At 72.9% G+C, this 25,758-nt stretch carries 23 protein-coding genes; 15 read left to right on the plus strand and 8 right to left on the minus strand.

Annotated elements, in window-relative coordinates; genetic code table 11:
* The first annotated feature begins 58 nt into the window (after nucleotides 1–58).
* From WBG79_RS27315 to WBG79_RS27350, 8 genes are read left to right on the plus strand one after another with little or no spacing between them, the layout of a single operon-like run.
* On the plus strand, nucleotides 59–997 hold the full coding sequence (locus tag WBG79_RS27315) for an AAA family ATPase (RefSeq protein ID WP_337360442.1): 939 nt from the start codon (nucleotides 59–61) through the stop codon (nucleotides 995–997).
* Between the two features lie 9 nt (nucleotides 998–1,006).
* Nucleotides 1,007–1,915 carry a DUF58 domain-containing protein gene (locus tag WBG79_RS27320; RefSeq protein ID WP_337360421.1) on the plus strand — a complete coding sequence of 303 codons (909 nt, stop codon included), beginning with the start codon at nucleotides 1,007–1,009 and terminating at the stop codon, nucleotides 1,913–1,915.
* Nucleotides 1,908–2,426, plus strand: a complete 519-nt coding sequence (locus WBG79_RS27325) for a hypothetical protein (protein WP_337360422.1) — start codon at nucleotides 1,908–1,910, stop codon at nucleotides 2,424–2,426. Before WBG79_RS27320 ends, WBG79_RS27325 begins: the two co-directional genes overlap by 8 nt.
* Nucleotides 2,423–3,376, plus strand: coding sequence for a VWA domain-containing protein (locus WBG79_RS27330; protein WP_337360423.1), 954 nt, complete (start codon nucleotides 2,423–2,425; stop codon nucleotides 3,374–3,376). Before WBG79_RS27325 ends, WBG79_RS27330 begins: the two co-directional genes overlap by 4 nt.
* Nucleotides 3,373–4,308: a VWA domain-containing protein gene (locus WBG79_RS27335; RefSeq protein ID WP_337360424.1), complete on the plus strand. Its 936-nt coding sequence runs from the start codon at nucleotides 3,373–3,375 to the stop codon at nucleotides 4,306–4,308. Before WBG79_RS27330 ends, WBG79_RS27335 begins: the two co-directional genes overlap by 4 nt.
* Complete coding sequence (locus WBG79_RS27340; RefSeq protein WP_337360425.1) at nucleotides 4,305–5,153, plus strand: tetratricopeptide repeat protein; 849 nt, start codon at nucleotides 4,305–4,307, stop codon at nucleotides 5,151–5,153. The genes WBG79_RS27335 and WBG79_RS27340 overlap by 4 nt, the downstream gene beginning before the upstream one ends.
* Entirely contained in the window at nucleotides 5,147–6,400 is a 1,254-nt protein-coding gene (locus tag WBG79_RS27345) for a hypothetical protein (protein ID WP_337360426.1), read from the plus strand. Before WBG79_RS27340 ends, WBG79_RS27345 begins: the two co-directional genes overlap by 7 nt.
* Nucleotides 6,397–6,792 (plus strand): hypothetical protein, encoded by a 396-nt coding sequence (locus tag WBG79_RS27350; RefSeq protein WP_337360427.1) that lies wholly within the window; start codon nucleotides 6,397–6,399, stop codon nucleotides 6,790–6,792. The genes WBG79_RS27345 and WBG79_RS27350 overlap by 4 nt, the downstream gene beginning before the upstream one ends.
* A gap of 9 nt (nucleotides 6,793–6,801) precedes the next feature.
* On the opposite strand, the gene WBG79_RS27355 is transcribed toward WBG79_RS27350, so the two are convergent.
* The gene (locus WBG79_RS27355; protein ID WP_337360428.1) at nucleotides 6,802–8,421 is read right to left on the minus strand and encodes a cation:proton antiporter domain-containing protein; all 1,620 of its coding nucleotides are present in this window, start codon (nucleotides 8,419–8,421) and stop codon (nucleotides 6,802–6,804) included.
* Nucleotides 8,422–8,575: 154 nt separating this feature from the next.
* Here WBG79_RS27355 and WBG79_RS27360 point away from each other — a divergent pair, with 154 nt between their 5' ends.
* The 5 genes from WBG79_RS27360 to WBG79_RS27380 all read left to right on the plus strand — a co-directional run bounded on the left by WBG79_RS27360 (nucleotide 8,576) and on the right by WBG79_RS27380 (nucleotide 15,209).
* Entirely contained in the window at nucleotides 8,576–8,974 is a 399-nt protein-coding gene (locus tag WBG79_RS27360) for a group II truncated hemoglobin (protein WP_337360429.1), read from the plus strand.
* A 125-nt stretch (nucleotides 8,975–9,099) separates the two neighbouring features.
* Nucleotides 9,100–10,119 (plus strand): ABC transporter substrate-binding protein, encoded by a 1,020-nt coding sequence (locus WBG79_RS27365; protein ID WP_337360430.1) that lies wholly within the window; start codon nucleotides 9,100–9,102, stop codon nucleotides 10,117–10,119.
* A 162-nt stretch (nucleotides 10,120–10,281) separates the two neighbouring features.
* Nucleotides 10,282–11,322, plus strand: a complete 1,041-nt coding sequence (locus WBG79_RS27370; RefSeq protein ID WP_337360431.1) for an ABC transporter ATP-binding protein — start codon at nucleotides 10,282–10,284, stop codon at nucleotides 11,320–11,322.
* Nucleotides 11,323–11,339: 17 nt separating this feature from the next.
* A complete protein-coding gene (locus WBG79_RS27375) occupies nucleotides 11,340–13,010 on the plus strand; it encodes an ABC transporter permease subunit (RefSeq protein WP_337360432.1) in 1,671 nt (556 codons plus the stop codon).
* Between the two features lie 105 nt (nucleotides 13,011–13,115).
* Entirely contained in the window at nucleotides 13,116–15,209 is a 2,094-nt protein-coding gene (locus WBG79_RS27380) for a 3-hydroxyacyl-CoA dehydrogenase NAD-binding domain-containing protein (RefSeq protein ID WP_337360433.1), read from the plus strand.
* Nucleotides 15,210–15,379: 170 nt separating this feature from the next.
* On the opposite strand, the gene WBG79_RS27385 is transcribed toward WBG79_RS27380, so the two are convergent.
* From WBG79_RS27385 to WBG79_RS27405, 5 genes are all read right to left on the minus strand, one after another.
* Entirely contained in the window at nucleotides 15,380–15,580 is a 201-nt protein-coding gene (locus tag WBG79_RS27385) for a hypothetical protein (RefSeq protein WP_337360434.1), read from the minus strand.
* Between the two features lie 105 nt (nucleotides 15,581–15,685).
* A complete protein-coding gene (locus WBG79_RS27390) occupies nucleotides 15,686–16,603 on the minus strand; it encodes a dihydrodipicolinate synthase family protein (RefSeq protein WP_337360435.1) in 918 nt (305 codons plus the stop codon).
* A gap of 76 nt (nucleotides 16,604–16,679) precedes the next feature.
* Nucleotides 16,680–18,191, minus strand: coding sequence for a tripartite tricarboxylate transporter permease (locus tag WBG79_RS27395; protein ID WP_337360436.1), 1,512 nt, complete (start codon nucleotides 18,189–18,191; stop codon nucleotides 16,680–16,682).
* Nucleotides 18,192–18,207: 16 nt separating this feature from the next.
* A complete protein-coding gene (locus WBG79_RS27400) occupies nucleotides 18,208–18,735 on the minus strand; it encodes a tripartite tricarboxylate transporter TctB family protein (RefSeq protein WP_337360437.1) in 528 nt (175 codons plus the stop codon).
* Nucleotides 18,736–18,824: 89 nt separating this feature from the next.
* Nucleotides 18,825–19,799, minus strand: a complete 975-nt coding sequence (locus tag WBG79_RS27405; protein ID WP_337360438.1) for a Bug family tripartite tricarboxylate transporter substrate binding protein — start codon at nucleotides 19,797–19,799, stop codon at nucleotides 18,825–18,827.
* A 274-nt stretch (nucleotides 19,800–20,073) separates the two neighbouring features.
* On the opposite strand from WBG79_RS27405, the gene WBG79_RS27410 reads away from it, so the two are divergent.
* A complete protein-coding gene (locus WBG79_RS27410; RefSeq protein ID WP_337360439.1) occupies nucleotides 20,074–20,973 on the plus strand; it encodes a DMT family transporter in 900 nt (299 codons plus the stop codon).
* A gap of 7 nt (nucleotides 20,974–20,980) precedes the next feature.
* Here WBG79_RS27410 and WBG79_RS27415 read toward each other — a convergent pair whose 3' ends face one another.
* Both WBG79_RS27415 and WBG79_RS27420 read right to left on the minus strand, forming a co-directional pair.
* The gene (locus WBG79_RS27415) at nucleotides 20,981–23,281 is read right to left on the minus strand and encodes a glycoside hydrolase family 3 N-terminal domain-containing protein (RefSeq protein WP_337360440.1); all 2,301 of its coding nucleotides are present in this window, start codon (nucleotides 23,279–23,281) and stop codon (nucleotides 20,981–20,983) included.
* A 5-nt stretch (nucleotides 23,282–23,286) separates the two neighbouring features.
* The gene (locus WBG79_RS27420) at nucleotides 23,287–23,514 is read right to left on the minus strand and encodes a hypothetical protein (protein WP_337360441.1); all 228 of its coding nucleotides are present in this window, start codon (nucleotides 23,512–23,514) and stop codon (nucleotides 23,287–23,289) included.
* A 184-nt stretch (nucleotides 23,515–23,698) separates the two neighbouring features.
* On the opposite strand from WBG79_RS27420, the gene WBG79_RS27425 reads away from it, so the two are divergent.
* A complete protein-coding gene (locus WBG79_RS27425; protein WP_443147526.1) occupies nucleotides 23,699–25,474 on the plus strand; it encodes an SLC13 family permease in 1,776 nt (591 codons plus the stop codon).
* Nucleotides 25,475–25,758 lie beyond the last annotated feature (284 nt).

Below are 25,758 nucleotides of genomic sequence, written 5' to 3' on the forward strand. Positions count from 1 at the left end.
GGTGACGATCGCGATGAAGGACATCGAGCCGCCCGTCGGCCCCGATCCGCAGTCCCGCATGGCGGCTCTCGCGGCGTCACTGGGCGCCGGGCTGATCGGCCGGGGCAATCTCGTCGAGCGGCTCTTGGTCGCACTGGTGGCGGGCGGCCACGTTCTGGTGGAAGGCGCGCCGGGCCTCGCCAAGACGCGGGCGGTGAAGCGGCTCGCCTCCGGGCTCGAGGTGTCCTTCGCGCGCATCCAGTGCACCCCGGACCTGATGCCCGCCGATCTCACGGGCACGCCGGTCTGGCGGCCGGACCGTGGGGTCTTCGAGTTCGTCGAGGGGCCGGTGTTCCACTCGCTGATCCTGGTCGACGAGATCAACAGGGCGCCCCCGAAGGTCCAGTCGGCGCTTCTCGAGGCGATGGCGGAAGGTCAGGTCACGGCAGGCGGCACGACCTACCCTCTCCCCACACCCTTCATGGTGGTCGCGACCCAGAACCCGATCGAGCACGAGGGAACGTTCCCCCTGCCCGAGGCGCAGCTCGACCGCTTCCTGCTGCATGTCCTCGTCGAGCTACCCGGCGCGGACGACGAGCGGCGCATCCTCGACCTCGTCGAGAAGGAGACGGCCGAGCACGCCGAGGCCCCGCTGCCGCGGCTGGCGGCCTCCGACCTGGCGGCGGCGCGCGAGCAGGCCATGCGGGTCCATCTCGCCCCGGCGCTCAAGGACTATATCGTCCGCCTCGTCACCGCGACGCGCGAGGACGGGATCGCGCCGGAGGTCCGCAAGGCGATCGAGCATCCGGTGAGCCCGCGCGGCACCATCGGGCTGGCGCTGGCCGCCAAGGCGAAGGCCTACCTGGCCGGCCGGGACCACGCCGTGCCGGAGGACGTGGCGGATCTCGCCGCCGACGCGCTCGCCCACCGGATGGTCCTCACCTGGCGGGCGGCGGCGGAGGGCGAGACGGCGCGCGGGCTGGTCCGGCGCCTCGTTGACCGCGTCCGGCCGCTCTGAGGCGATCCCATGGACGCGGTCGCCAGCCCCGGCGTGATGGCCGACACGGAGACGCTCCTGAGGCTCCGGCACATGGTCCGCCGCCTGCGCGATACGACCAGCGGGCTGACGGCGCGGCCGGGCGGCTTCGTCAGCCGCCGGCGCGGCCGGGGGCTTGAGACCGACGACATCCGCGTCTACGCCGAGGGCGACGACGTGCGCCACATCGACCGCAACACGACGGCGCGGACCGGCATCCAGCACGTGCGCACCTTCCGGGACGAACGGGAGCGCACGCTCATCCTGGTGGCGGACCTCCGGCCCTCGATGCTGTGGGGCACCCGGCGCGCCTTCCGGTCGGCGGCGGCCGCGGAGGCGCTGGCGATGGTCGGCTGGCGGGCGGTCGACGGCGGGGCGCGGATCGGGCTCGCGGCCTTCGGGGCCGGGGAGCCGGCCTACGTCCCGGCGCGCGGGCGGGACCGGGGCATGGTGGCCGTTGTCGGCGGGCTGGCTGCGGCGCAGCGCCGGGCCCTTTCCGCGCCCGACGCCATGGACCCACCGCTCGACGGGATCCTGGAGCAGACCGCGGCCGTTGCACCGAAGGGGGCGTCGGTCGTCCTCGCCACCGGGCTCGACCGGCCGGGTGAGCATTTCGACACGATGGTGCCGGCGCTGGCGCGTCGCGCGCGCCTCTCCGTGCTGCTGATCGCGGACGGCTTCGAGACGGCGCCGCCCGCCGGACGCTATCCCTATGCCACGGCGGCGGGACGGCGCGGCTGGACGAGCCCTCGGGGCGGGACGAGCCCGCACGGGGGCGGCTTGGCCTCGCTCGCCGAGCGGACCGGCCGGCTCGACCGCCTCGGCGTGCCCTGGCTGGTGGTGGAAGCCTCCGCGGCCCCGGACGTCACCGCGACGGCGCTCGGAGGCTTCGATGTCTGAACCCGGGACCCTTCTCGCCGGCCTGCGCGAGATCCGGACGCCGGACGCCGAGCCGGCCGCCGCCCTGCCGGACGGGGCGGCCGCGCTCTCCCTCGGGCTCGCGGCGGCGCTCCTCCTCGCCGGCGCGGCGCGTCTCCTGGCCCGACGCCCGCCGGACTGGCGGGCGCGGCTCCGTGTGGGGCTCGCGGCGGCCCGGAGCCTGCCGGCCGAGGAGCGGCTCCTCGCGCAGGTGCGGCTTCTGAAGGACCTGGAGCCCGGGGAAGGCCAGGCCTGGCTCGCCGCCCTCGACCGGCGCTTCGGCACGGATGTCTTCACCCGTGGCGAGGCGGCTGGGCTCGCGGACCTCTACCGTCCGGGGCTCCGGATCGACCCGGACCGGCTGGACGCCGCCCTCCGGCGGCTCGCCGCCCGGGCCCCGCGGATCCCGCGGGTAGGCCCCGGCCGCCGGGCCGCCGGGGGAGACATCCCCGTCCGGCCCGCCCCAGCCGCGGACACCCGGGGGACGGCATGACCGGATTCGCGACGCCGCTCGCGCTGCTACTCCTGCCGCTGCCCCTTCTCGCGGCCCGACTCCTGCCGCCGGCGCGCGGCGCCTCGGCGGCGCTGGTCGTGCCCGAGACGGTGGCGGCCGGCTTCGCCGAGGCGCGCGGCAGCGGGCTGGCGGCGGCCGGGCGGCGGCTCGTCCCCTGGCTCCTTTGGGCGGCGCTGGTCGTGGCGCTCGCCGGGCCCCGCGCCGTGCTGCCGGCCCCTGCCCTGCCCGCCTCGGGTCGGGACATCCTGCTCACCCTCGACCTCTCCGGCAGCATGGATCGGCGCGATTTCCTGCTCGACGGCCGGCAGGTCCGGCGGCTCGACGCCGTCAAGGCGGTGGCGGCGGACTTCGTCCGCGGCCGCGGCGGCGACCGGGTCGGCCTGGTGATCTTCGCCGAACAGGCCTACGTGGCGGCGCCGCCGACCCACGACCTCGCCGCGGTGGTGCGGGCCATCGAGGGGGCTGAGATCGGCATCGCGGGCCGGTCGACGGCGATCAGTGACGGGCTGGGCCTGGCGCTGAAGCGGCTGGAGCCGTCGACGGCGGCGTCGCGGGTCGTCATCCTCATGAGCGACGGCGTCAACAACGCCGGCACCGTCAAGCCCATGGAGGCGGCCGGGCTGGCGCGCGAACTCGGCATCCGGGTCCACACCATCGCGCTCGGGCCCCGCGATCTCGGCGAGGGCGACGGCGACCCGGACGTGGTCGATGCCGGCACGCTCCGGCAGGTGGCCGAGGCGAGCGGCGGGGAGGCGTTCCGGGTGAAGACGACCCAGGACCTGAAGGCCGTCGGCGCCGCCATCGACCGTCTGGAGACGAGCCGCACGGCCGCCCCCGTCGCCGAGGTGCACCGCGACCTCTGGCCCTGGCCGGCCGGCCTCGCCCTGGCGCTCGCGCTCCTCCTGATGATCGACCGGAGGCGGGCATGATCGAGGCCGCCGGCTTCGCCCTGCTCCGCCCGTGGTTCCTGCTGGCGATCCCCGCCGTGATCGCGGTCGCGGCCCTGTTCGGCCGGCGCGGCCTCGGGCTCGCCGGTTGGGAGACGGCGATCGACGGCCCGCTCCGGGCGGCGCTGGAGCGCATGGGCCGGGTCGTGCCAGGCTCCGGGCGGGCCGACCGCGCGCTCGCCGCGACCGCGGTGCTCCTCGCCCTGGCGCTCGCCGGCCCGGCCGTGGAACGAACGGACGACGGCACCTTCCGCAACCTCGACGGCGTCGTGCTCGCCCTCGACCTGTCGCGGTCGGTGGCGACCGGCGGGCGTCTCCCGGAGGCGCTGACCGCGGCCCGGATCGTGGCGGAGCAGGCGGGATCGCGGCCGGTGGCGCTGGTGGTCTTCGCCGGCGACGCCTACGTGGCCTCGAGCTTCACCACCGACGCGGAGTCGCTCGGCACGACCATCGCGGTGCTGGACGGCGAGACCGTGCCGGATCCGGGAAGCCGGCCGGAGCGGGCCCTCGCGCTCGCCCGCCGGACCCTCGAGGAGGCGGACGTGATCGCCGGCGACGTGGTTCTGGTCGGCGACGGCGGCGGGCTCGGGGCGGCGGCGTTGCGCGAGGCCGAGGCGATCGCGGCCCGTGGCGGCCGGGTGCACGCGCTCGCCGTGCCGGGCAGCCCGGTGGCGGCCAGCGGCGGCGCCGAGCCCTCGGTGGGACGGGGACTCCTGGAGGCGCTGGCGCGCGCCGGCGGCGGCGCGTCGGGGGACATCGCCGACCCGCGGCCGGTCGCCGACGCGGTCGGAGGGCGGCGGGCGAGCCGGCTCGCCGAGACCGGCTTCGCCGTGCTGATCTGGCGGGACTACGGGCGCCTGCTGCTCGTCCTCGCGCTCGTGCCCGCGCTGATGCTGTTCCGGAGGCGCGCATGAGGGCGGCGCTCGTGCTTCTGGCGGCGGTCGCCGCCGCCGGCACGGCCGTCGCGCTCGGCGGACCGGAGCCGTTCGGCCGTCTCGCGCTGGCGGCCGGATGGGGCGACGGGGCCGCCCGCCTGCTGGAGGACCCCGTCTGGCGCGGCACGGCCCTCTACCGGGCAGGGCGCTACGGCGAGGCCGTCGAGGCCTTCCGGGCCGCCGGGCCGCAGGCCGCCTTCGCCCGCGGCAACGCCCTGGCGCGGTCCGGCGCCTACAAGGAGGCCGTGGTGGCCTACGACCAGGCCCTGGCGGTCCGGCCCTCGGACGAGGATGCGCGGGTGAACCGGGCGATCGTGCAGGCGCTCGTCGAGGCAGAGGCGCTCGCGCCGAGCGGCGGGGGCAGCGCCGCCAACGCTTCGGCGTCGCGGGAGAAGAAGTCGACCGGGGCCGACCCGAATTCCGGCCAGGAGGGCGAGGAATCGACCGGCGACGGCATGGCGGGCGACCGGGAGACCGGCACCGCCTCGACGGCGCCCGGCGGCTCCAAGGCGGCGCGCAAGGGGGCGGCCGAGCAGGCCACCACCGAATCCGGCGAGGGGCAGGCGCGCGGGTCGGCGACCGACAGCGAGGGCGCGGGGCGCTCCGGCGGCGCGGCGGCGCTCGCCAAGGCCTTCGAGCAGGCCGCGATCCGGCAGGCGCTGGTCAACAAGCCCTTCGACAACAAGTCCATCGTGGCGAGCCGGCAGTGGTTGGCGACGCTGCCCGACGATCCGGGACGGTTCCTGAAGCTCAGGTTGCAGGTTGAGCGGGAGCAGCGGGCCGAGAAGGGCCTCGCCGTGCCGCCGGGGGGCGATCCATGGTGAGGCTGGGCGGCGGGATTCCGATGCTGGCCTGCCTGGTCGCCGCGCTCGTCGCCGCGCCGCCGCGGGCGGGCGCCGAGGAGGTCGACCCGGACGACGCGGGAATCGAGGCCGCCTTCGAGGTCGTGTCCGGCCCGCCCTACGAGCAGGAGATGGTGCTCCTGAAACTGCGCGGGCACTATGCCGTGCCGATCACGCTGGAAGTCTTGGACCAGCCGGCGCTCGCCGACTTCGGCTGGATGCAACTCGGTCGGGATCGCTGGTTCTCCACCACCGTGAGCGGCCGGCAGATGCGGGGATACGAGCGCACCATGGCGCTCTTCCCCAAGAAGGCGGGGCGCCTGACGGTCGAGCCGTTCCAGCACCGGCTGACCATCATGGGCCGGGACGGCGTGCGCTTCCAGCACACGGCCTCCACGCAGGCCGTCTCCATCGATGTGGCGCCCAAGCCCGCCGCCCAGGGCTGGTGGCTGCCGGCCCGGTCGATCAAGGTCAGCGACCAGTGGGACCGGCCGCCGGACCGGCTACCGCCGGGCGAGACGGCCCTGCGCACCGTGATGCTGGAGGCCGAGGGCGTCAGCGCCGAGCTCCTGCCCCCGGTTCCGACCCTCCGCTCGCCGGGCGTGGTCGCCTTCCCGGAGCCCGAGGAGCGGGTGATGCGGCTCACCCCGCAGGGTCCGGTGTCCACCGTCCGCTGGCGCTGGCGCGTGCGCTCGATGACCACGGAGCCGGCCGTCCTGCAGCCGGTCCGCATCCCCTGGTTCGATACGGGCGCCCGTCAGGCCCGCGTCCTCGAACTCGCCCCGGCGCGCATCGCCCCGGCCATCGCCGCCGCGGAGGCGGGACCGCAGGAGCCCGGACCGATGGTCCGCGCCGCGGTGCCCCTCGGGCTGGCGCTCGGCTTCGCGGGCGGGGCGGCGCTGCTCCTGCCGGGACTGCGGTTCCGGTCGCGCCGCGAACTGGCGGGCCGGCTGGCGCGATGGCTGCCGGATCCGGACGCCCTGGCGCTCCGGATCGCCGCGTGGCGGGGCGACGCGCCGCGGTTCCGCCAGGCGGCCCGCCGCTACCTCGCCCTGCGCGGGGTGACGCCGGCCGGCGACGCGGCCGCGGGGCTGGCGGCGCTCGACCGCATGCTCTTCGGCCGCGCCGGCGGCGGCGTGGTACCTCTGAGGCCGATCGCCCGGGCGGTGCTACGGGCGGGCCGGGGCCGGCACCGGCAAGATGCGGGCGGGGCGCGGGGACCGGCGTGACCGCGCGGGCCGTCCGGGCGGGGCTCCTCTATTTCGCAGCCGCCTTCGCGGCCGGCTGGATGCTCGGGCCCCTGCGCGAACTCCTGATCGTGCCGCGCTGGGGTCGGCCGATCGGCCTGCTCGCGGACGCGCCACTCATCCTCGGGGCCTCGTTCCTCGCCGCGCGCGCCCTTCTCGCCCGCCGTGCGCCGCCGTTCGGCCGGGGCGAACGGGCCGCCATGGGCCTCGTCGCCCTCGCCGCGCTGCTGGCGGGGGAGGACGCGGTGACGCGCGCCTTGGAGGGCACGTCGATCTTCGCCAAGTGGACGGGCGGCGGCCTGGCGGAGGGGCTTGCGGGCTTTGGGCTGCCGCTCGTCTTCGCGGTCCTGCCGCTGGTCGTCGGCCGCCGCTGAAGGGGACGGTCAGGCCACCGCGCGGTGGCGCGGCAGGCGGAACACGAAGCCGACCCCGCCGAGGGTGATCCGGTCCCCGTTGCGGATCTCGGCCCGCTCCTTCTCGACGCCGTTCACCTGCATGGGATTCGGCTCGGAGCGGTCCGCGGTGAGGTTGCGGATCTCCCAGCGTCCCGGTGCCGCCTCGCGGATCCGGGCGTGGTGGCGGGACACGCGCACGTCCTTGATGCTCACGTCGTCGCCGGAATGGCGGCCGATCACCACCTCGCTCTTGCCCAGCGCGCGGACCTCGCCGTCCTCGAGCACCAGGCAGGGGACGAGCACCTCGGGCCCCTCGGCCTCCGGGACCGGCTCGGCGGCGCGGGCCTCGGCGGTCTGGGTCGCGGCCTCGCCGAAGACGCGCACGCAGAGACGGGCGAGCGGGGCGGTGATCACGGTGGAGATCAGCGCCACGAGCACGAGCGCCGAGAAGGTGAGCTCGCCGACGATACCGCGCTGGTACAGGACCGTGACGACCACGATTTCCATCAGCCCCTTGCACTGCATCAGGACGCCGAGGGTCAGCGAGAAGGCGGGGCTCTGGCCGCTCAGGATGGACGGCACGGTGATGCCCGCGACCTTGCCGCCGATGCAGACCACGAAGGCGATCGCCACGACCGCCCAGATGGTCGGGTCCCCGAAGTCGAACGTGGTCTTGAGGCCGGTCGACAGGAAGAAGAAGGGGAGCAGCAGGAGGCTCACCGGCACGTCGAAGCGATGCTCGGAAAGCTCGCGCAGCTTCTCCGGCAGCAGCAGGCCGCAGATGAAGGCGCCGACCACCGCATGCAGGCCCGTCGCCTCGGTGATCACCGCGGAGGCGAAGAGGCTGAGGATCACGAGCGACATCAGGAAGCGTTCGGGTGCCTCCTGGGCGATCATGCGCTCGAGCAGGGGGGCGACCACCCGGGCCATCGACGCGATGGTGACGAGGCCCCCGCCGATCGCCAGCGCCAGGGCGGCCCAGTAGCCGCCGCCGGCCGCGAAGGGCAGGAGCACGCCGATCGAGCCCCACAGGACCATGTCGTCGAGGCCCCCGATGGCGAGCGCGATGGTGCCGATCGGCTTCTCGATGAAGCCGAGCTCGCGCAGGATGACGACGAGGACCGGCAGGGCGGTGACCGACATCGCCAGGCCGAACGCGACGGCGTAGAGGGTCGGGTCGGCGCCGGGGCCGATGAGGCGCGCGGCGGTCTCCGGCCCGAACCCGTGCGTGACCATGATCCAGGCCGTGAGCCCGCCGAGGATCCAGGGCGCCGCGATGCCCGTCAGGCCGATGCGCAGGACCATGCCGGCGGCACCGCGGATGATGGTGCGGTCGGCCTCGCAGCCGGCCAGGAAGACGAAGAGCACGACGGCGACGTTCGCCAGGGTGTCGACCCCGGCGAGCACCTCCTTGCGGAACAGTAACTCGAAGGCGGCGGGAAAGAGGGCGCCGCAGATGGAGGGGCCGAGGATGACCCCGGCGAAGATCTGGACGATCGGCAGCGGCAGCAGGCGGCCGAGCCGCAGGAAGCGCCACATGAAGAGCGGCAGGCCGACGACCACGACGATCTGCAGGAGAAGAACGACCTTCGTGCTGATATGAAGCATGCCGGCACCGCGTTCGAAATCCCCCCACGATAACAGCCGCATCCGGGGCGGCAAGCGAGGGTCCGGGGGATTGCGGATTGGCCGGGCCGGACCGGCCGGGGCATGGTGCCGCGCCGGGCGCACCCCGAGCCCCTGTGACGCGAAAAGGACGACGATGACCGAGCAGCCGGATCCCGCCCCCTCCCTTTACGACCGCCTCGGCGGCGAGGCGGCCGTCCGGCGGTTCACGCGGCGCTTCTACGAGCTGATGGAAATGCTGCCGGAGGCGGCCGCGTGCCGGGCCGTCCATCCGCCGTCGCTCGCGGGCAGCGAGGAGAAGCTCTTCTGGTACCTGACCGGCTGGCTCGGCGGGCCGCCGCTCTTCGTGGAGCGGCGCGGCGCGCCCATGCTGCGGCGCCGCCACTTCGTCGCCGCGATCGGGGCCGAGGAGCGGGACGGCTGGCTCGCCTGCTTCCGGCAGGCCTGGGCGGAGACCATGCCGGACGGCGAAGTCGCCGCCCTGGTGCTGCCGCAGGTCGAGGCGCTCGCCGGGCACATGGTCAACCGGGCCTGAAAACCGCCTCCCTGTGAGCCGGCTTGGCGAAAAAGGCTTTCTCTGCCGCGCCGTGGCGATCTAGTCTCCGGATCGTCACAACATCATGGGGCAGGTCCGTCGAACGGACCGCCGGGAGGCAGGACATGAACATCGCCGAAAGACTCTCTCGCGCTCTCCTTCTCGCGCTGCCGTTGGGCCTGGTCCAGGTCGGGGCCGCCTCGGCCGAGACGATCACGGTCTACACCTCCTACGAGGAGGACGAGATCGCGGCCTTCCTGAAGGTCGCCAAGGCGGACATGCCCGACCTCGACGTCAAGGTCCTGCGCCTGTCGACCGGCGATCTCGCAGCGCGCATCCTGGCCGAGGCGGCCAATCCGCAGCACGACGTGGTGTGGGGCTGGGCCGTCACCAACATGGTCGACCCGCGCATCCTGGCGCTGCTCGAGCCCTACAAGCCGAAGGCCATCGAGACCGTGAAGGAGCAGTTCCGCGACCCCGCCGGGAAGTGGTTCGCGGTGACGGGCTACATGGCGGCCTTCTGCGTCAACAACGACCGGCTGAAGCAGAAGAACCTGCCCATGCCGAAGTCCTGGGCGGACCTGACGAACCCGGTCTACAAGGGCGAGGTCGTGATGCCGAACCCGGCCTCGTCGGGCACCGGCTACCTGCAGATCGCCTCGATCCTGCAGATGAAGGGCGAGGAGGCCGGCTGGAAGTACCTGAAGGACCTCGACGCCAACATCGCGCAATACATCAAGTCGGGCTCGAAGCCCTGCAACTCGGCCTCCGCGGGCGAATTCGCGATCGGCGCCTCCTTCGCGCTCAGGGCCATCAAGAACGTCGCCGAGGGCTATCCGATCACCATGGTGATCCCCTCGGAGGGTGCCGGCAACGAGCTCGAGGCCAACGCGTTGGTGGCCGGGTCGAAGAAGAAGGACGCCGCCAAGCGCTTCCTCGACTGGACGCTGAGCCCGAACGCCGTCAAGGAATACTACAACTGGAAGGAGATCGTGACGATCCCGGGCGGCGCCATGCCCGAGAAGTTCGTCAAGGCCGGCATGCCGGCGGACATCGCCTCGGTGATGTGGAAGATGGACTTCGCGGCATCGGCCGCCAACCGCCAGGCGATCCTGGCGAAGTGGCAGAAGGAGCTGGAGCGCTGACCGGCTCCGGCCGGGGCTCTTCCCCCCGGCGCCTTCCGTCCGCCGCTGCGGCACCACCGTGCCGCAGCCTCCTCCCCGGACCCGGGCCGGCCGCGCCCGGACCGGGCGGGTCCGCCTGATCCCGCCCACGGGGCCTTCGATCGTCTGCTGCGAGACCGCTCCATGGACCTGGCCATCCGCGACGTCGTGAAGACCTTCGGGCCCGTGCAGGCGTTGAGGGGCGTGTCGCTCGACATCCCGGCGGGCGACTTCTTCTGCTTCCTGGGGCCCTCGGGCTGCGGGAAGACGACGCTCTTGCGCGTGATCGCCGGGCTCGAGGCGGCGGATTCCGGGTCCGTCGTCCTCGGCGGCCGCGACCTGTCGGCCGTGCCGGCGCGGCTGCGCGACTTCGGGATGGTGTTCCAGTCCTACTCGCTCTTCCCCAACATGACGGCCGCCCGCAACGTCGGCTACGGCCTGGAATGCCGCGGCCGACCCAAGGCCGAGATCGCCGACCGCGCGACGGCCATGCTGAAGCTGGTGCACCTGTCCGACCAGGCCCACAAGCTGCCGAGCCAGCTCTCGGGCGGGCAGCAGCAGCGTGTGGCGCTGGCCCGGGCGCTCGCCATCGACCCGGCGCTGCTCCTCCTCGACGAGCCGCTCTCCGCTCTCGACGCCAAGGTCCGCGAGGACCTGCGCGGCGAGATCCGGGCCCTGCAGCGCCGGCTCGGCATCACCACCATCATGGTCACCCACGACCAGGAGGAGGCGCTCACCATGGCCGACACGGTCGTGGTCATGCGCGACGGCGGCATCGAGCAGATCGGCACGCCGACCGAGCTCTACGCCCGTCCCGCGACCGCCTTCGTGGCCGGCTTCATCGGCCGCATGAACCTGATCGAGACCGAGCGGCGGCCGGACGGCCGCGCCGTCTTCGCGGGCGTGCCGCTCGCGGTCGCGGGCGCGGGCGCATCCCGGCTGATCGGCATCCGGCCGGAGGAGATCGAACTCGCGACCGGCGAGGCTCCCGGCGAGAACCGGCTGTCCGGGACCGTCACGGAGACCATCTTCCTCGGCAACATCGTCCGCCACATGGTGCAGCCCGAGGGGCCGGGCCCTGCCCCGGCCCTCATGATCGAGCGTCAGGTCGGCCCCGAGATCCTGCCCGTCGGCGCCAAGGTCGGCCTGCGGCTGCCGGCCGAGCATCTGCGGGTGCTCGGGTGAGCGCCGTCGAGGCTCCCTTGAACGCGAAGCCGGCGGCCGCACCAGCCCGGACGGATTTCGACAAGCCGGTGATCTGGCTCCTGACGCTCGCCGTCGCGGTGCCCCTGGTGATCTTCTTCCTCTACCCCGTCGTCCAGATCCTCGGCCGGTCCCTGTCGACGCCGACCGGCTGGGGCCTCGACAACTTCTCGGCCGCCTTCGGGACCCGCCGCTTCGCGAACCTGCTCTGGAACACGCTGGTGATGGCCGGGATCTCGGTCTCCGCCACCGTGGTGCTCGCCTTCGGCTACGCCTATGCGCTACAGCGCACGGCGGTGCCGCTGAAGCCGGTGTTCCGCATCGTCGCGCTGCTGCCGCTCTTCGCGCCATCCCTGGTCCAGGGCCAGGGCCTCCTGCTGCTCCTCGGCCGCAACGGGCTGGTCAATCGGCAGTTCGGGCTCGGCTTCGACATCTACGGCATGGTCGGCGTCATCGTCGCCAACGTGCTCTACGCCTTCCCGTATGCCTTCCTGATCCTCTCCGCGGCCCTCGCGGTCGCCGACCAGCGGCTCTACGAGAGCGCCCGCACGCTCGGGGCCTCCGGCTTCAGGATGTTCCGCGACATCACGCTGCCGGGCGCGAAGTTCGGGATCGTGGCCGCGGTCTTCGTCTGCACGACGCTCATCGTGACGGACTTCGGCAACCCCATGGTCATCGGCGGCGACTTCAACGTCCTCGCCACCGAGGTCTACAACCAGGTGATCGGTCAGGCGCAGTTCGAGCGCGGCGCCGTCATCGGGATCGTCCTCCTGGTCCCGGCCGCGATCCTGAAATTCGCGGAGAAATGGCTGACGCGCCGCCAGTTCGCGCTCGTCACCGCCCATTCCAAGCCGCTCGTCGTGGAGCCGAGCCTCGGGCGCGACCTCGCCTTCACGGCCTACGCGGTGCTGGTCGCCTCGGCCTTCGTGGCCGTCATCGGCATCGTGTTCTGGGCGAGCTTCGTGACGCTCTGGCCCTACAACATGGCGCTGACCTGGAAGCACTACGAGTTCGACGTGCAGAACGGCACCGAGCCGATCTGGAACTCGATCATGGTCAGCCTCTTCGCCGCGATGGCGGGGGTGGTGGCGACCTCCCTCGCCGCCATCGTGCTGCACAAGTTCCGCACGCCGCTGACCCCCGTGCTGGCGCTCCTGGCCGTGCTGCCCGCCGCCGTGCCCGGCATGGTGCTCGGGCTCGGCTACATCCTGGTCTTCAACGACCCTTCGACCCCGCTCAACGCGCTCTACGGCACCTTCGCGATCATCGTCATCCTGAACGTCTACTACAATCACGCCCAGGGCTTCCTGGTGGTCTCGACCAGCATCAAGCAAATCGCCTCGTCCTTCGACGAGGCGGCGACGACGCTCGGGGCGGGCGTGCTGAAGACCTTGCGCAGCGTGACGATCCCGCTCCTCTGGCCGACCATGCTGGGCGTCGCGGTCTTCTACTTCATGCGCAGCATGGTCTCCCTGTCGGCCGTCATCTTCCTCATCACGCCCTCGACGCAGGTGGCCGCCGTGTCGGTCCTCCAGCTTTCCGACCGGGGCGCCTACAATCAGGCGGCCGCCTTCTCGGTCTGCATCATGGCCGTGGTGGTCGTGGCGCTCCTGTCGGTCCGCGCGGTGCTGCATCTCGCCGGGGTGCGCAACGTCGCGCTGATCCGCTGACGGCCGGCCCCCGCCGTCCGTCGTCCGGCCGGGCCGGTTGACCGCGCCGCCGCGGCATCCGATACCCGGCGCGACGCACCTGACCGCGAGCCCGGATCGACGCCCATGACCGACACCATCGCCTTCTCGCCCACCGTCCGCGGCGCGATCCGGGACGGCGTGCTGCTCGTCACCATCGACAACCCGCCCGTCAATGCGAGCGGCGCGGAGGTCAGGGCCGGGCTCCTGGCGGCGGCGCGGCATGCGGCCGGAGAGGCCGCCTTGAGGGCGGTGGTGATCCGGGGAGCGGGCTCCGCCTTCGTGGGCGGCGCCGACATCCGGGAATTCGGCAAGCCGGCCGCCGAGCCCGCCCTGCCCCTGGTGCTCGCCGCGCTCGAGGACCTGGAGAAGCCGGTGGTGGCGGCCGTGAACGGGGTCGCGCTCGGGGGCGGATGCGAGATCGCGCTGGCCTGCCACCTGCGGCTGGCGGTGCCCGGCGCCAGGTTCGGCCTGCCGGAGGTGAAGCTCGGCATCATCCCGGGCGCGGGCGGCACGCAGCGCCTGCCGCGGCTCGTCGGCATCCCGACCGCGGTGGAGATGATCGCCACCGGGCGCATCCTCGGCGCCGCCGAGGCGGCGGCGCTCGGGATCGCGGACCGGTTGGTCGAAGGAGACCTCGAGGCGGAGGCGATCCGCGCGGCGCTCGACCTGGTGGGGCGGCCGCCGCGCCGGACCGGCAGCCTGCCGGTGCCCCCGGCGGCCGAGGACGCCGTCGAGGCTGCGGCCGCCAAGGCCCTGGCGCGCTCGCGCGGACAGGCGGCGCCGGCCGAGGCCGTCCGGGTCGTGCGGCTCGCCGGGACGCTGCCGCTCGCCGACGGGATGGCGGAGGAGCGGGCGACCTTCGTCCGCCTTCGCGACAGCGCCGAGGCGGCGGCGCTCCGGCACGTCTTCTTCGCCGAGCGGGCCGCCGCGAAGGTGAGCGGCCTGGAAGGGGTTTCGCCGCGCAAGGTCGAGACAATCGGGGTGGTCGGCACCGGGCTGATGGGCTCGGGCATCGCGGTGGCGGCGCTCGACGCTGGCTACCGGGTGATCGGGGTCGAGCAGACCGCGGAGGCCGCGGCGCGCGGGCGCGAGCGGATCGACGGCCTCCTGGCCCGCGCCGTGAAGTCCGGCCGCCTCGACGAGGCCGGGCGCGCGGACCGGCTCGCGCGGCTGGACGTCACCGCGGAGGCCGGCGCGCTCGCCGCGGCGGACCTCGTCGTGGAGGCGGTCTTCGACGACCTGGCGGTCAAGACGGAGCTCTTCGTCCGGCTCGACGGCATCGTCCGGCCGGACTGCATCCTGGCGACGAACACGAGCTACCTGGACCCGGACACGATCGCGGCGGCGACGGCGCACCCGGAGCGGGTGGTCGGCCTCCATTTCTTCTCGCCCGCCAACGTGATGCGGCTCGTCGAGGTCGTGCGCTGCGCCCGGACGGCCCCGGACGTGCTGGCGACCGGGCTCGCGGTCGCCCGAAGGCTCGGCAAGCTGCCGATCGTCTGCGGCGTATGCGAGGGCTTCATCGGCAACCGGGTCTTCTCGGCCTATCGCCGGCAGGCCGAGTTCCTGGTCGAGGACGGGGCGTCGCCGCAGGCGGTCGACGCGGCCCTGGAGGCCTGGGGCTTCGCCATGGGGCCCTTCGCGGTCTTCGACATGGCCGGGCTGGAGATCGCCTGGGCCAAGCGCAAGCGCGCCGCCGCGACCCGCGACCCTCGCGCCCGCTACGTGGCGATCCCGGACCGGCTCTGCGAGGCCGGCCGCTTCGGCCAGAAGACCGGGCGGGGTTGGTATTCATACCGGGACGGCAAGCGGGAGGTGGACCCGGAGACCGAGGCCCTGATCGCCGCCGCGCGGGCCGAGAAGGGCATCGTTCCGCGCAGCTTCACGGCCGACGAGATCGTCGCCACCCTGCTCGCCGCCATGGCCAACGAGGGTGCGCGGCTCCTGGAGGAGGGCATCGCGGTGCGGGCGAGCGACATCGACCTCGTGATGATCAACGGCTACGGCTTCCCGGCCCACAAGGGCGGGCCCATGTTCCAGGCCGACAGGACGGGGCTCCCCGTGCTCCTGGCCCGCCTGGAGGCTATGGCCGCCGCCGACGGCCCGGGCTCGGAGCCCTCGCGGCTGCTCCGGGAACGCGCCACGCGCGGCGACGGCTTCATGGACGGGAACGGCTGATACCGGACCCGCCAAGTTCCTACCTTTCGATCGGTCATTGCTGGGCTCGTCCCGGCAATCCAGGCCACGAAAGACCGAGCGCTCGTCCTGGATGCCCGGGACAAGCCCGGGCATGACAGACATGAAGAGCCGGCGAGCCGGTTAGGTCTTCGTGAACGGGTATCGGGCGGTCAGAGCAGGCCGGCGCTGCGGGCCTCGGCGACGAAGCGCATCAGGACGGCGTCGCGGGCGCCGGGTTCGAACTCCCCGGCCTCGATCGGATCGGGCGCCGCAGGGGCGAGATCGGCGGGGCCGAGGCCGAGCCACGCGGAGAACGGCTCGACCGCGCGGCGGACGATGTCGGTACCGAGGACGCCGGAATCGAAGGTCATGGTCGGGGCTCCAGGATAGGCGCGGAGGGCGCCTCGGGCGTGGCCGCGTCGACAACGCCCGGTGGTGCCCTCCGGTTCCCCGGGGCCCTCCCCCTCGGCCGACCGTCAGCGGCCCCAGCGCAGCGCCAGCGGCTCGACCTCGCGGGCGAGTTCCAGGAGGCCGGCGCGGGTCGCCGGATGCAGCGGCTCAAGCGGATGGCGGACCGCGTCGGACCGGATCACGCCGCCCTCCTGCATGACCGTCTTGCAGGCGCGCAGGCCGCACTGCCGGTTCTCGAAGTTGATCAGGGGCAGGATGCGGGCATAAGCCGCCATCGCCTCCGCGCGGCGCCCTTCGCGGTGGGCGACCACCACGGGACGGATCAGGTCGGGCAGGAGCGCGCTCGACATGGTGCCGGTGGCGCCGGCGTCGAGGTCGGCCATCAAGGTGATGGATTCCTCGCCGTCGAAGGGGCCGACGATGGTGGCGCCGCCCGCGGCAAGCAGTCCGCGCAGCTTGGCGGCGGTGCCGGGCGTCTCGATCTTGAAATACTGGAGGAGCGGCACCGCCTGGGCGAGGCGCAGGATCGTGGGCACGGACAGCGCCACGCCGGACAGCGGCGCGTCCTGCAGCATGAGGGGAATGCGGGCCGCCTCGCCGATGCGCTGGAAGTGCTCGATCATCGGGCCCTCGTCGGCCCGCAGGGTGGCGCCGTGGTAGGGCGGCATCAGCATGATCATGGCGGCGCCGGCCTCGGCGGCGGCCTTGGCGCGGGCGGCGGCGATCCGGGTGGAATAGTGGCTGCAGGTGACGATCACCGGCACCCGGCCGGCGACGTGCTCCAGCGACAGCGTCAGCAGCGCGCTGCGCTCCTCGTCGGTCAGCAGGAACTGCTCGGAGAAGTTCGCCAAGATGCAGAGGCCGTCGACGCCCTGGTCGACCATGCAGTCGAGCACCCGGCGCATGCCGTCGAGATCGACGTCGCCGTTGTCGTGGAACGGGGTCGGCGCCACGGGAAAGACGCCGGCATAGGGGGCCGCCATGGGGATCTCCTCTCGCTTTTGTTGTTGGTGAGTTCGGTCGACCGTGGCGGGCGGCCGCGCGGGCCGCCCGCCGCGGTCAGGCGTCGCCGGGCACGTTGTCGGGCCGGGGCCGGCGCATCAGCTCGTAGAGGTGCGGGGCGACCACGGCGATCGCCGCCAGCGCGAGCAGCGAGGCGGACAGGGGGCGCGAGACGAAGACCGACCAGTCGCCGGCCGAGATGGTCAGGGCCTGGCGCAGGTTCTGCTCGGCGAGCGGCCCGAGGATCATGCCGATGATCACGGGCGCGGTCGGGAAGTCGTAGCGCCGCATCAGGTAGCCGGCGCCGCCGACGAGGTAGAGCAGGATGAGGTCGACCGGGGACTGGCTGATCCCGTAGGTGCCGATGGTCGCGAAGACCAGCACGCCGGCATAGAGCAGCGGCGCCGGGATCTTCAGCATCTTCACCCAGAGGGCGATCATCGGCAGGTTCAGCACGAGGAGCATCGTGTTGCCGATGAAGAGCGAGGCGATCAGGCCCCAGACCAGCTGCGGCTGGGTCTGGAAGAGGAGCGGGCCCGGGTTGATGCCGTAGCTCTGGAAGGCGGAGAGCATGATCGCGGCGGTGGCCGAGGTGGGCAGGCCGAGCGTCAGCATCGGGACCAGAACGCCCGCCGTGGAGGCGTTGTTGGCGGCCTCCGGCCCGGCGACGCCCTCGATGGCGCCCTTGCCGAACTCCTCCGGGTATTTCGTCAGCTTGCGCTCGAGGTAATAGCTGAGGAAGGTCGGGATCTCGGCGCCGCCCGCCGGCATGGCGCCGATCGGGAAGCCCAGGATCGTGCCGCGGATCCACGGCTTCCAGGAGCGCTTCCACTCATCCCGCGTCATCCAGATCGAGCCGCGCAGGGGCACGATCTCGTCCTTCCCGTAGCGGTACCGGGACGCCATGTAGAGGGTCTCGCCGACGGCGAAGAGGCCGACCGCGACGACGATCACGTTGATGCCGTCGAGCAGTTCGGGGATGCCGAAGGTGAAGCGCGGCTGGCCGGTCTGCAGGTCGACGCCGACGAAGCCGAGCAGAATCCCGAGGAAGAGGGCGGTCAGGCCGCGCACCGCCGACGAGCCGAGCACGGCCGAGACGGTGACGAAGGCGAGGATCATCAGGGCGAAGTAGTCGGCCGGCCCGAAGGCGAGCGCGAAGTCGACCACCACGGGGGCGAGGAACGTGATTCCCATCGTGCCGATCGTGCCGGCCACGAAGGAGCCGATGGCGGCTGTGGCGAGCGCCGCGCCGCCGCGGCCCGCGCGGGCCATCTTGTTGCCCTCCAGCGCGGTCACGATCGTGGCGCTCTCGCCGGGCGTGTTGAGCAGGATCGACGTGGTCGAGCCGCCGTACATGGCGCCGTAGTAGATGCCGGCGAAGAGGATGAAGGCGGCGGTAGCGTCGACCTTGAAGGTGATCGGCAGCAGGAGCGCGATGGTCAGGCCCGGTCCGAGCCCGGGCAGGACGCCGATCGCGGTGCCGAGCGTGACGCCGGCGAGGCTCCAGAGCAGGTTCGCGGGCGTCAGCGCGACCGCGAAGCCCGCCATCAGGTTCGTGAAGGACTCCATGCCGGCCTCGCGGGATTCAGGTGGACGCGCCGAAGAGGGAGAAGATGGCGTTTTCGACGACACCGCGGCCGATGTCGATGCCGAGCGCCTGGGCGAAGCCGAAATAGGCGATGAGCGCGAACAGGATCGCGATGCCGGCGTCGCGGACGGGCCTGTTCGAGCCGAAGCCGCGGGCGATCGCCATGAACATCAGCACGGACGCGAGGGTGAAGCCGGCCGGGCCGATGAGGACCACGTTGACGAGGAGGCCGGCGACCACCCAGGCGAGCGCCGCGCGGTCGGTCGGCGTCTCCTTCTCCTCCTCCGCCTGCCAGCCGCCGCGGATCGCCGCGTAGAGGAGCGCGAGGCCGAACACCGAGAGCCCGGCGGCGCCGATCTGCGGGGCGACCGTCGGGCCGACCTTGGCGTAGAGGGGCGAGACCGGGATGATGGTCGTCTGCCACCAGGCGAGCAGCGCCAGCGCGATCACGCCGAGCGCGATCAGGGCCTCGCCCCAGGCAAGCGCGATGCGGGCCGGCGACGGCCCCGTCGATCGGTCGGTCATGAGCCCCCCCGGCTCTACCCCGGCCCTCCCCGAGGGCCCGGTCGGATGCGAAGGCCGGAGGCGGGCGTGCCGCCTCCGGCCACCCGGCCTCAGGCGAGGCCGAGATCCTTCAGGATGCCCTCGATGCGCGTCGTCTCGGAGGCGACGTACTCTTCGTAGGCCTTGCCGACCTGGGTGATCTGCACCCAGCCCTTGGCCTTGCAGGCCTCGGCCCAGGCGGCCGACTTGGTCATGTCCTCGACCAGCTTGGTGATGTCGGCGACCTGCTGGGCCGAGAGGCCCGGAGGAGCGAAGACGCCGCGCCAGTTGAAGAGCACGAGGTCGACGCCGCCCTCCTTGAGGGTCGGGGCGTCGACGCCCTCCTCGCGCGCGTCGGCCGAGATGGCGAGGCAGCGCATCTTGCCGGCCTTGATCTGCTCGGCGAACTCGCCGTAGCCCGAGATGCCGGCCGCCACCTGATTGCCGAGGATGGCGGCAGTCGCCGGGCCGCCGCCCGCGAAGGCGACGTACGAGACCTTGGTGGGGTCGACGCCGACCGACTTGGCGAGCAGGCCCGCGAGAATGTGGTCCGTGCCGCCGGCCGAGCCGCCCGCGATCGGAACCTTGGCGGGGTCGGCCTTCAGGGCCGCCACGAGATCCTTGACCGTCTTGAAGGGCGAGGCGGCCGGGACCACGACGGCGAGGGATTCGCCGGTCAGCCGCGCGATCGGGATCGTCTGCGTCAGCTTCACGGGAGACTTGTTGGCGATGATGGCCCCGACCATGACCATGCCGCCGACCATCAGGGCACCGGACTGGCCCTTCCACTGGTTGACGAACTGGGGCAGCCCGACCGTGCCGCCGGCGCCGCCGACGTTGGTGATCTGGACGGAGGAGACCTGGTTGTTGGCGCGGAGCACCTGCTCCATGGTGCGGGCGGTCTGGTCCCAGCCGCCGCCGGGGGCCGCGGGAACGAAGAGCTTGAGTGCGACGCCCTGGGCCGCCGCCGGCCCGACGGTGAAGGGCAGCGCGGCGACGCCGGCCGCGGCGGCAGTGCCGATCAGGAGTTCACGACGATTCTGCATACTACTCATCCTCCCTGGTCCGGCGGCGGAGGCGGCGCGCGCCGGCCTCTGCCCGCGCGCCCCGCGCCCCGTACCTCGGGAAACTGCGGACACGCCCGGTCGGCCCGAAGCTAGCGCATCGCCGGGGTGGCGCAAAGTGGGCCGACACCGGAAAAACTCGGCATCGCCAGCATTTTGCGGGCCCATCGCTTGCGGCCCGACCGCGGATCTGGAATAGGAACCGCCTTCGATTTGAGCAGATCCGTCGCGATCTCCCCTGGAGCCTTCCCGCATCATGGTCAGCGCGCAGCAGGCTTCGACGACGACCGGCATCCTTCTCTATTCGCTCGGCGTGTTCTTCTTCGCGCTCAACGACGCGCTCGGCAAATGGCTCGTCGCCGAGTACACGGTCGGGCAGCTCATGCTGCTGCGCACGGTCGGCGCGGTGCTGATCCTCGCCCCGCTGATCTGGACCGCCGGTGCCTCGCTGGTCCGGCGGGACCAGATGGGCCTGCAGGTCGCCCGCATCCTGTTCATGGCGGCCGACACCTACGCGTTCTACTACTCCACGCGCTACCTGCCGCTCGCCGACGTGATGACCTACTACATGGCCGCGCCGCTGATCATCACGGCCCTGTCGGTGCCGTTCCTCGGCGAGGCGGTCGGGCCGTTCCGCTGGGCGGCGGTGAGCGTCGGGTTCATCGGTGTGCTCATCGCGCTGCAGCCGACCAGCGCCGCCTTCTCGATCCACGCGGTGATCGCGCTGTTCGGGTCCGTCATGTACGCACTCGCCGTGACGGTCACGCGGCGCCTCCGGGACACCCACTGGCTCCAGCTCGTGGCCTGGCAGTTCGCGGGAGCGGGGCTGATCGGTTCGATGACCGCCCCCTTCGGCTGGGTCACGCCGAGTCTCGTCGACCTCGGGCTCCTGTTCCTGCTCGGCATCGTGGCGATCGCCTGCTTCATCTGCATCACGATGGCGCTGGCGCGCACCCCGGCGTCCGTGCTGGCCCCGTTCCAGTACGCGGCGATCGTCTGGGCGGGCATCCTCGGCTGGCTGGTCTGGGGCGACGTGCCGACCTGGCCGATCGTCATCGGCAACCTCGTCATCGTCGCAAGCGGGCTCGTGATCTTCTACCGGGAGGCCATCCACGGCCGGGCAGTGGTGGCCGAGGGCGTCGAGCCGATCCCCTGACGCGCGATCACGGCGTGCCGGCCGCGGTGCGGCGGGCCGTCGGCCTGATCACGGGCTCTCCGACCGCCTCCACGTCGACCGAGGCTTCGGCATCGGCGTCCGGCCCGGCGAAGATCCGGAACCGGCCGGGCTCCACCCGGTAGTCTCCCGTCTCGTCGTGGAAGCCGAGGTCGCCGACGGCGATCCGGAGCGTGACGGTGCTGGCCTCTCCGGCGGCGAGCTCGACGGCCGCGAAGCCCTTCAACTGCCGTCCCGGACGGACGCGCGAGGCCTCCAGGTCGCGCACATAGGCCTGCACCACGGCGCGGGCGGCCTGCGGCCCCTCGTTGCGGACGGGCACCGAAACCACGACGGTCCCGTCCATGGCGACCCGGGCGGCCTCGACGGAGGGAGGCCCGTAGACGAGGCGCGCGGTGGAGAGGCCGTGGCCGAAGGGGAACTGTGGCCGCCAGCCGATGTCGACATACTTGCTGGTGAACTTCTCGCCGGCGGTCGGCGGCCGGCCGGTGGCGAGGTCGTCGTGCGCGATCGGGATCTGGCCGACATGCCGCGGCCAGGTCATCGGCAGCTTGCCGGAGGGGGCCGTGTCGCCGAACAGGATCTCGGCCAGCGCCAGCGATCCGACGCTCCCCGGATACCAGGCCATCACGGCCGAGGGCACGGCCGCGAAGGCCTTGGCGACCGTCAGCGGCCGGCCCGCGACGATCACCAGCACCACCGGCTTGCCGGTCGCCACCAGGCGGTCGAGCAGGTCCTGCTGGAGGCCGGGGAAGCCGAGGTCGGCACGCGAGGCCGCCTCGCCGGCGATCTCGCCGGGTTCGCCCAGGACCGCCACGACGACGTCCGCCCGCCGGGCGGCCTCGACGGCGGCCTCGAAGCCGGCGCGGTCGGTACAGTCCGGGGCGCAGCCGGCGCGATACTCGAAGCGGAGCCCTGCCTTGGCGGCCCGGTCCTCGAGCGCGCGGCGGATCGTATGGACCTCGCCCGCCCGCCATTCGGCCGCGTGGGGACCCACGTGGTCGCCCGGGCTGTCCGCGATGCCGCCGACGACGAGGAGGGAGCCAATGTCGCGGAGCGGCAGCCGGTCGCCGTCGTTCTTCAGGAGCACGATCCCCCGGCGGGCCACCTCGACCGCGAGGGCCCGGGTCTCGGGGAGCAGCATGCGGGTCTCCGCTTCCGCCGGCGTCGGCAGCGGACGCGTGTCGAGCCCCGCCTCCAGCTTGACCCGCAGCACCCGGCGCACCGCCTCGTCGATGGCGGCCTCGGCGACCCGCCCCTCCGCCACCGCCGCGGGCAGGCGCGCCACATAGGTCCGCGAGGCCATGTCCATGTCGACGCCGGCCAGGAAGGCGCGGGTCGCGAAGGCGGCCGCGTCGCGGCCCATACCGTGATTGGCGAGCTGGTCGATGGCGCCCCAGTCGGACACGACGAACCCGCGGAAGCCCCACTCGCCCCGGAGCACGTCGACCAGAAGGCGGCGGTCGAGACTCGCGGGAACCCCGTTGAGGGCGCTGAGGGCCGGCATCACGGCGCCGGCGCCGGCCTCGACGGCGGCGCGGAAGGGCGGCAGGTAGACGTCGCGCAGGGTCGCCTCGCTCATGTCGGCGGGCGCATAGTCGAGCCCGGCGCGCGGGGCGCCGTAGGCGGCGAAGTGCTTGGCGGTCGCCACGAGCCCGCCGGCCCGGTAGCCCGACACGCGCGCCCGCGCCATCGCGGCGCCGAGGAAAGGATCCTCGCCGGCTCCCTCCACCACGCGGCCCCAGCGCGGATCGCGGCCGATGTCGACCATCGGCGCATAGGTCCAGTTGACGCCCTGGGCGGCGGCCTCCCGGGCGATGGCCTCGGCGGCGCGCCGGTTCAGGTCCGGGTCGAAGGTGGCGGCCTGGCCGAGCGGCACCATGAACTGCGTCCGGTAGCCCTGGAGCACGTCCAGACCGCGCAGCAACGGCACCGGGGTCGGCGCCGCGGCCGCGAGCGCGACGGCGGCGCGATTGGCCGTGGCGGTCTTGAAGGCGATGAGGTTGCCGAGCCGGCCGGCCGTGACGCGGACGCGAAAGTCGCGGTCCTCGTCGGTCTCGACCGTGAGCTGGCCGAGCTTCTCCTCGAGCGTCATGCGCGCGAGCAGAGCCTCGACGCGGGCCTCGACCGCCGGATCGGGGCTCGCGGCCAGAGCCGCGGACGCCGCCAGCGCCGTCACGACGAGGGCCAGGATCCCGAGGCAGGCGTGGCGAGCGAAGCGCTCCGGCAGGGCGGCGGCCCCATGCGGTCGACGCCCCGGGCCGCCGGTTTCGCCGTGGCTGTGGGTCAAGGCGGTCAGGCTGTCTCGACCGCGTCCGGGACGGCCTCGTCGCCCCACACTTGCGCACGGCCGAGGGCCGCGATGCCCCTGAGCTGGGCCACAGCCCTGTCGGCGACCCGGTCGAGCATGTCGGAGAGATCGTCGGTCTCCAGAAGGGCTGCCACGAGCGCCTGGAGGCAGGCGGTTTCGATCGCCTCGGGCGCGTGAGCGGCCCCTGCTTCTGCGACGCTGCGGTGTTCCATCGATCGGCCCCCCGACGCCTCCGGCGACTCCTTCGCGGCGACGTCTCGGGCGATCTCAGCGATGCGAGGTTAACGAAAGGTCAATCGGCGCGGCCTGCGCACGCGGAATCCCGGACCGGGCCGGAACTTCTCGCCCGGTGCGGCATTCTTGTCGATCCCGCCTCGCGCTGAACAGGTGACCCGCTTGACCTTCGGTCAGATCTCGGCCTTCGCCATCGTGGCCGCCATGATGGCGCTCTTCGTGTGGGGACGGATCCGGTACGACCTGGTGGCGCTCCTGGCGCTGGCGGCCGGCCTCGCGACCGGCATCGTGCCGGCCGACAAGGCCTTCGGCGGCTTCTCGGACGACATCGTCGTGATCGTCGCCTCGGCGCTCGTCACCTCCGCGGCGATCGCCAAGTCGGGCGTGGCCGATCTCCTGATCTCCGCCGTCGGCGGGCGCCTGAAGCGTCCGGGCGGGCAGATCGCGGCGCTCGCCGGCACCGTCATGGTCCTGTCCGCGCTGGTGAAGAACATCGGCGCGCTGTCAATGCTCATACCCCCGGCGATCCAGATCACGCGGCGGACCGGCACGTCGCTGTCGCTGATCCTGATGCCGATGTCCTTCGCCTCGCTCCTCGGCGGGATCGTCACGCTGGTCGGCACGTCGCCCAACATCATCGTCTCCAAGCTCCGCGCCGACATCACCGGCCAGCCCTTCGGGATGTTCGACTTCACGCCCGTGGGCCTCCCGATCGCGGTGCTGGGCCTCGCCTTCCTGATCGTCGGCTACCGGCTCCTGCCGCGCGACCGGCGCGGCCCGGCCGGCATGGACGCGGCCTTCAACTTCAAGGGCTACGCTACGGAGGCCATCGTCCCGGAGGGATGGCCGCTCGCCGGCCGCTCGGCCGAGGAGGTGGCCGCGGCGGGAGGGCCGGACGTGCTGATCGCGGCGCTGATCCGCGACGAGCACAAGCGCTTCCGCAGCCCGAAGACCCAGTTGGTCCGGCCGGGCGACCGCCTGATCCTCGAGGGCGAGCCCACCGACCTCGAACGCTTCGTGGCGGCCGCCGGGCTGAAGCTCGCGCGGGCCGAGAAGAAGCCGGACCCGGCCGTCGAACCGGACGACATCGGCGTCATGGAGGCGGTGGTGACCGGCAACTCCATGCTGGTGAACTGGTCGCCCGCGCAGGTCCGGCTGTCGGAGCGGTTCGGGCTGGAGATCCTGGCGGTCGGACGGTCCGACGAGACGGTGGCGACCCGGCTCAGGGCCCTGAAGCTGCGGGCCGGCGATGTCCTCGTCCTGAAGGGCAACCTGAAGATCATGCCCGAGGTCCTGGGCGAGCTCGGCTGCCTGCCGCTGGCGAGCCGTGACGTCAAGATCGGCGACAACCGGCGGAGCCTCCTGCCGATCCTCATCCTGGCCGGCTTCATGGGCCTGATGGCGGCCAAGATCCTGCCCGTGCCGGTGGCCTTCTTCGGCGCCGCATTGTCCATGGCGGCGATCCGGGCGATCACCATGCGCGAGGCCTACGACGCGCTGGACGGGCCGGTGCTTGTCACGCTCGCGGCACTCATCCCGGTCAGCGAGGCCATGCGGACCACGGGGGCGACCGAGGTGATCGCCGGCTGGCTGTCCGCGGCGGCGGGTCTGCTGCCCCCGGCCGGGACCCTGGCGCTTGTGATGGTCGTCGCCATGGCGATCACGCCCTTCCTCAACAACGCCGCCACGGTCCTGGTCGCCGCGCCGATCGCCGCGGGCCTGGCGCAACGCCTCGGGCAGAGTCCCGATCCATACCTGATGGCGATCGCCCTCGGGGCGGCCTGCGACTTCCTGACCCCGATCGGGCACCAGTGCAACATGCTCGTCATGGGCCCGGGCGGTTACCGCTTCGGCGACTACTGGCGGCTCGGCCTGCCGCTGTCGGTCCTGGTCGTGGTCGCCGGCGTGCCGCTGATCCTCTGGGTCTGGCCGTTCTGAGGCCCGGCGCGAACGCGGCCGACGGTCGCCAAAATCTCCCGGAGTCCCGTAGATTTTCGCGGATTGCCGGCCGGCATTCCCCCTTCCGCGTGAAAGATTTTTGACAGGCCGTGTTGACAGGGGCGGGGGTGGGGGACTAGATAGCGGCCAACGACGAGGGCGGGGGCGCTGCCGAGCGGCAGCTTACTTCGCTCTTGTTTCCGGGCTCTCGGGTGGTTATCTGAGGGTTCGGCGGCCCGGTGAGGGTCAGCTTCTCTCGCAAGACTGAAGCGGTCGGCTCCGAG

It is taken from the genome of Prosthecomicrobium sp. N25 (assembly GCF_037203705.1).
In the GTDB taxonomy this organism is placed as follows: domain Bacteria; phylum Pseudomonadota; class Alphaproteobacteria; order Rhizobiales; family Ancalomicrobiaceae; genus Prosthecodimorpha.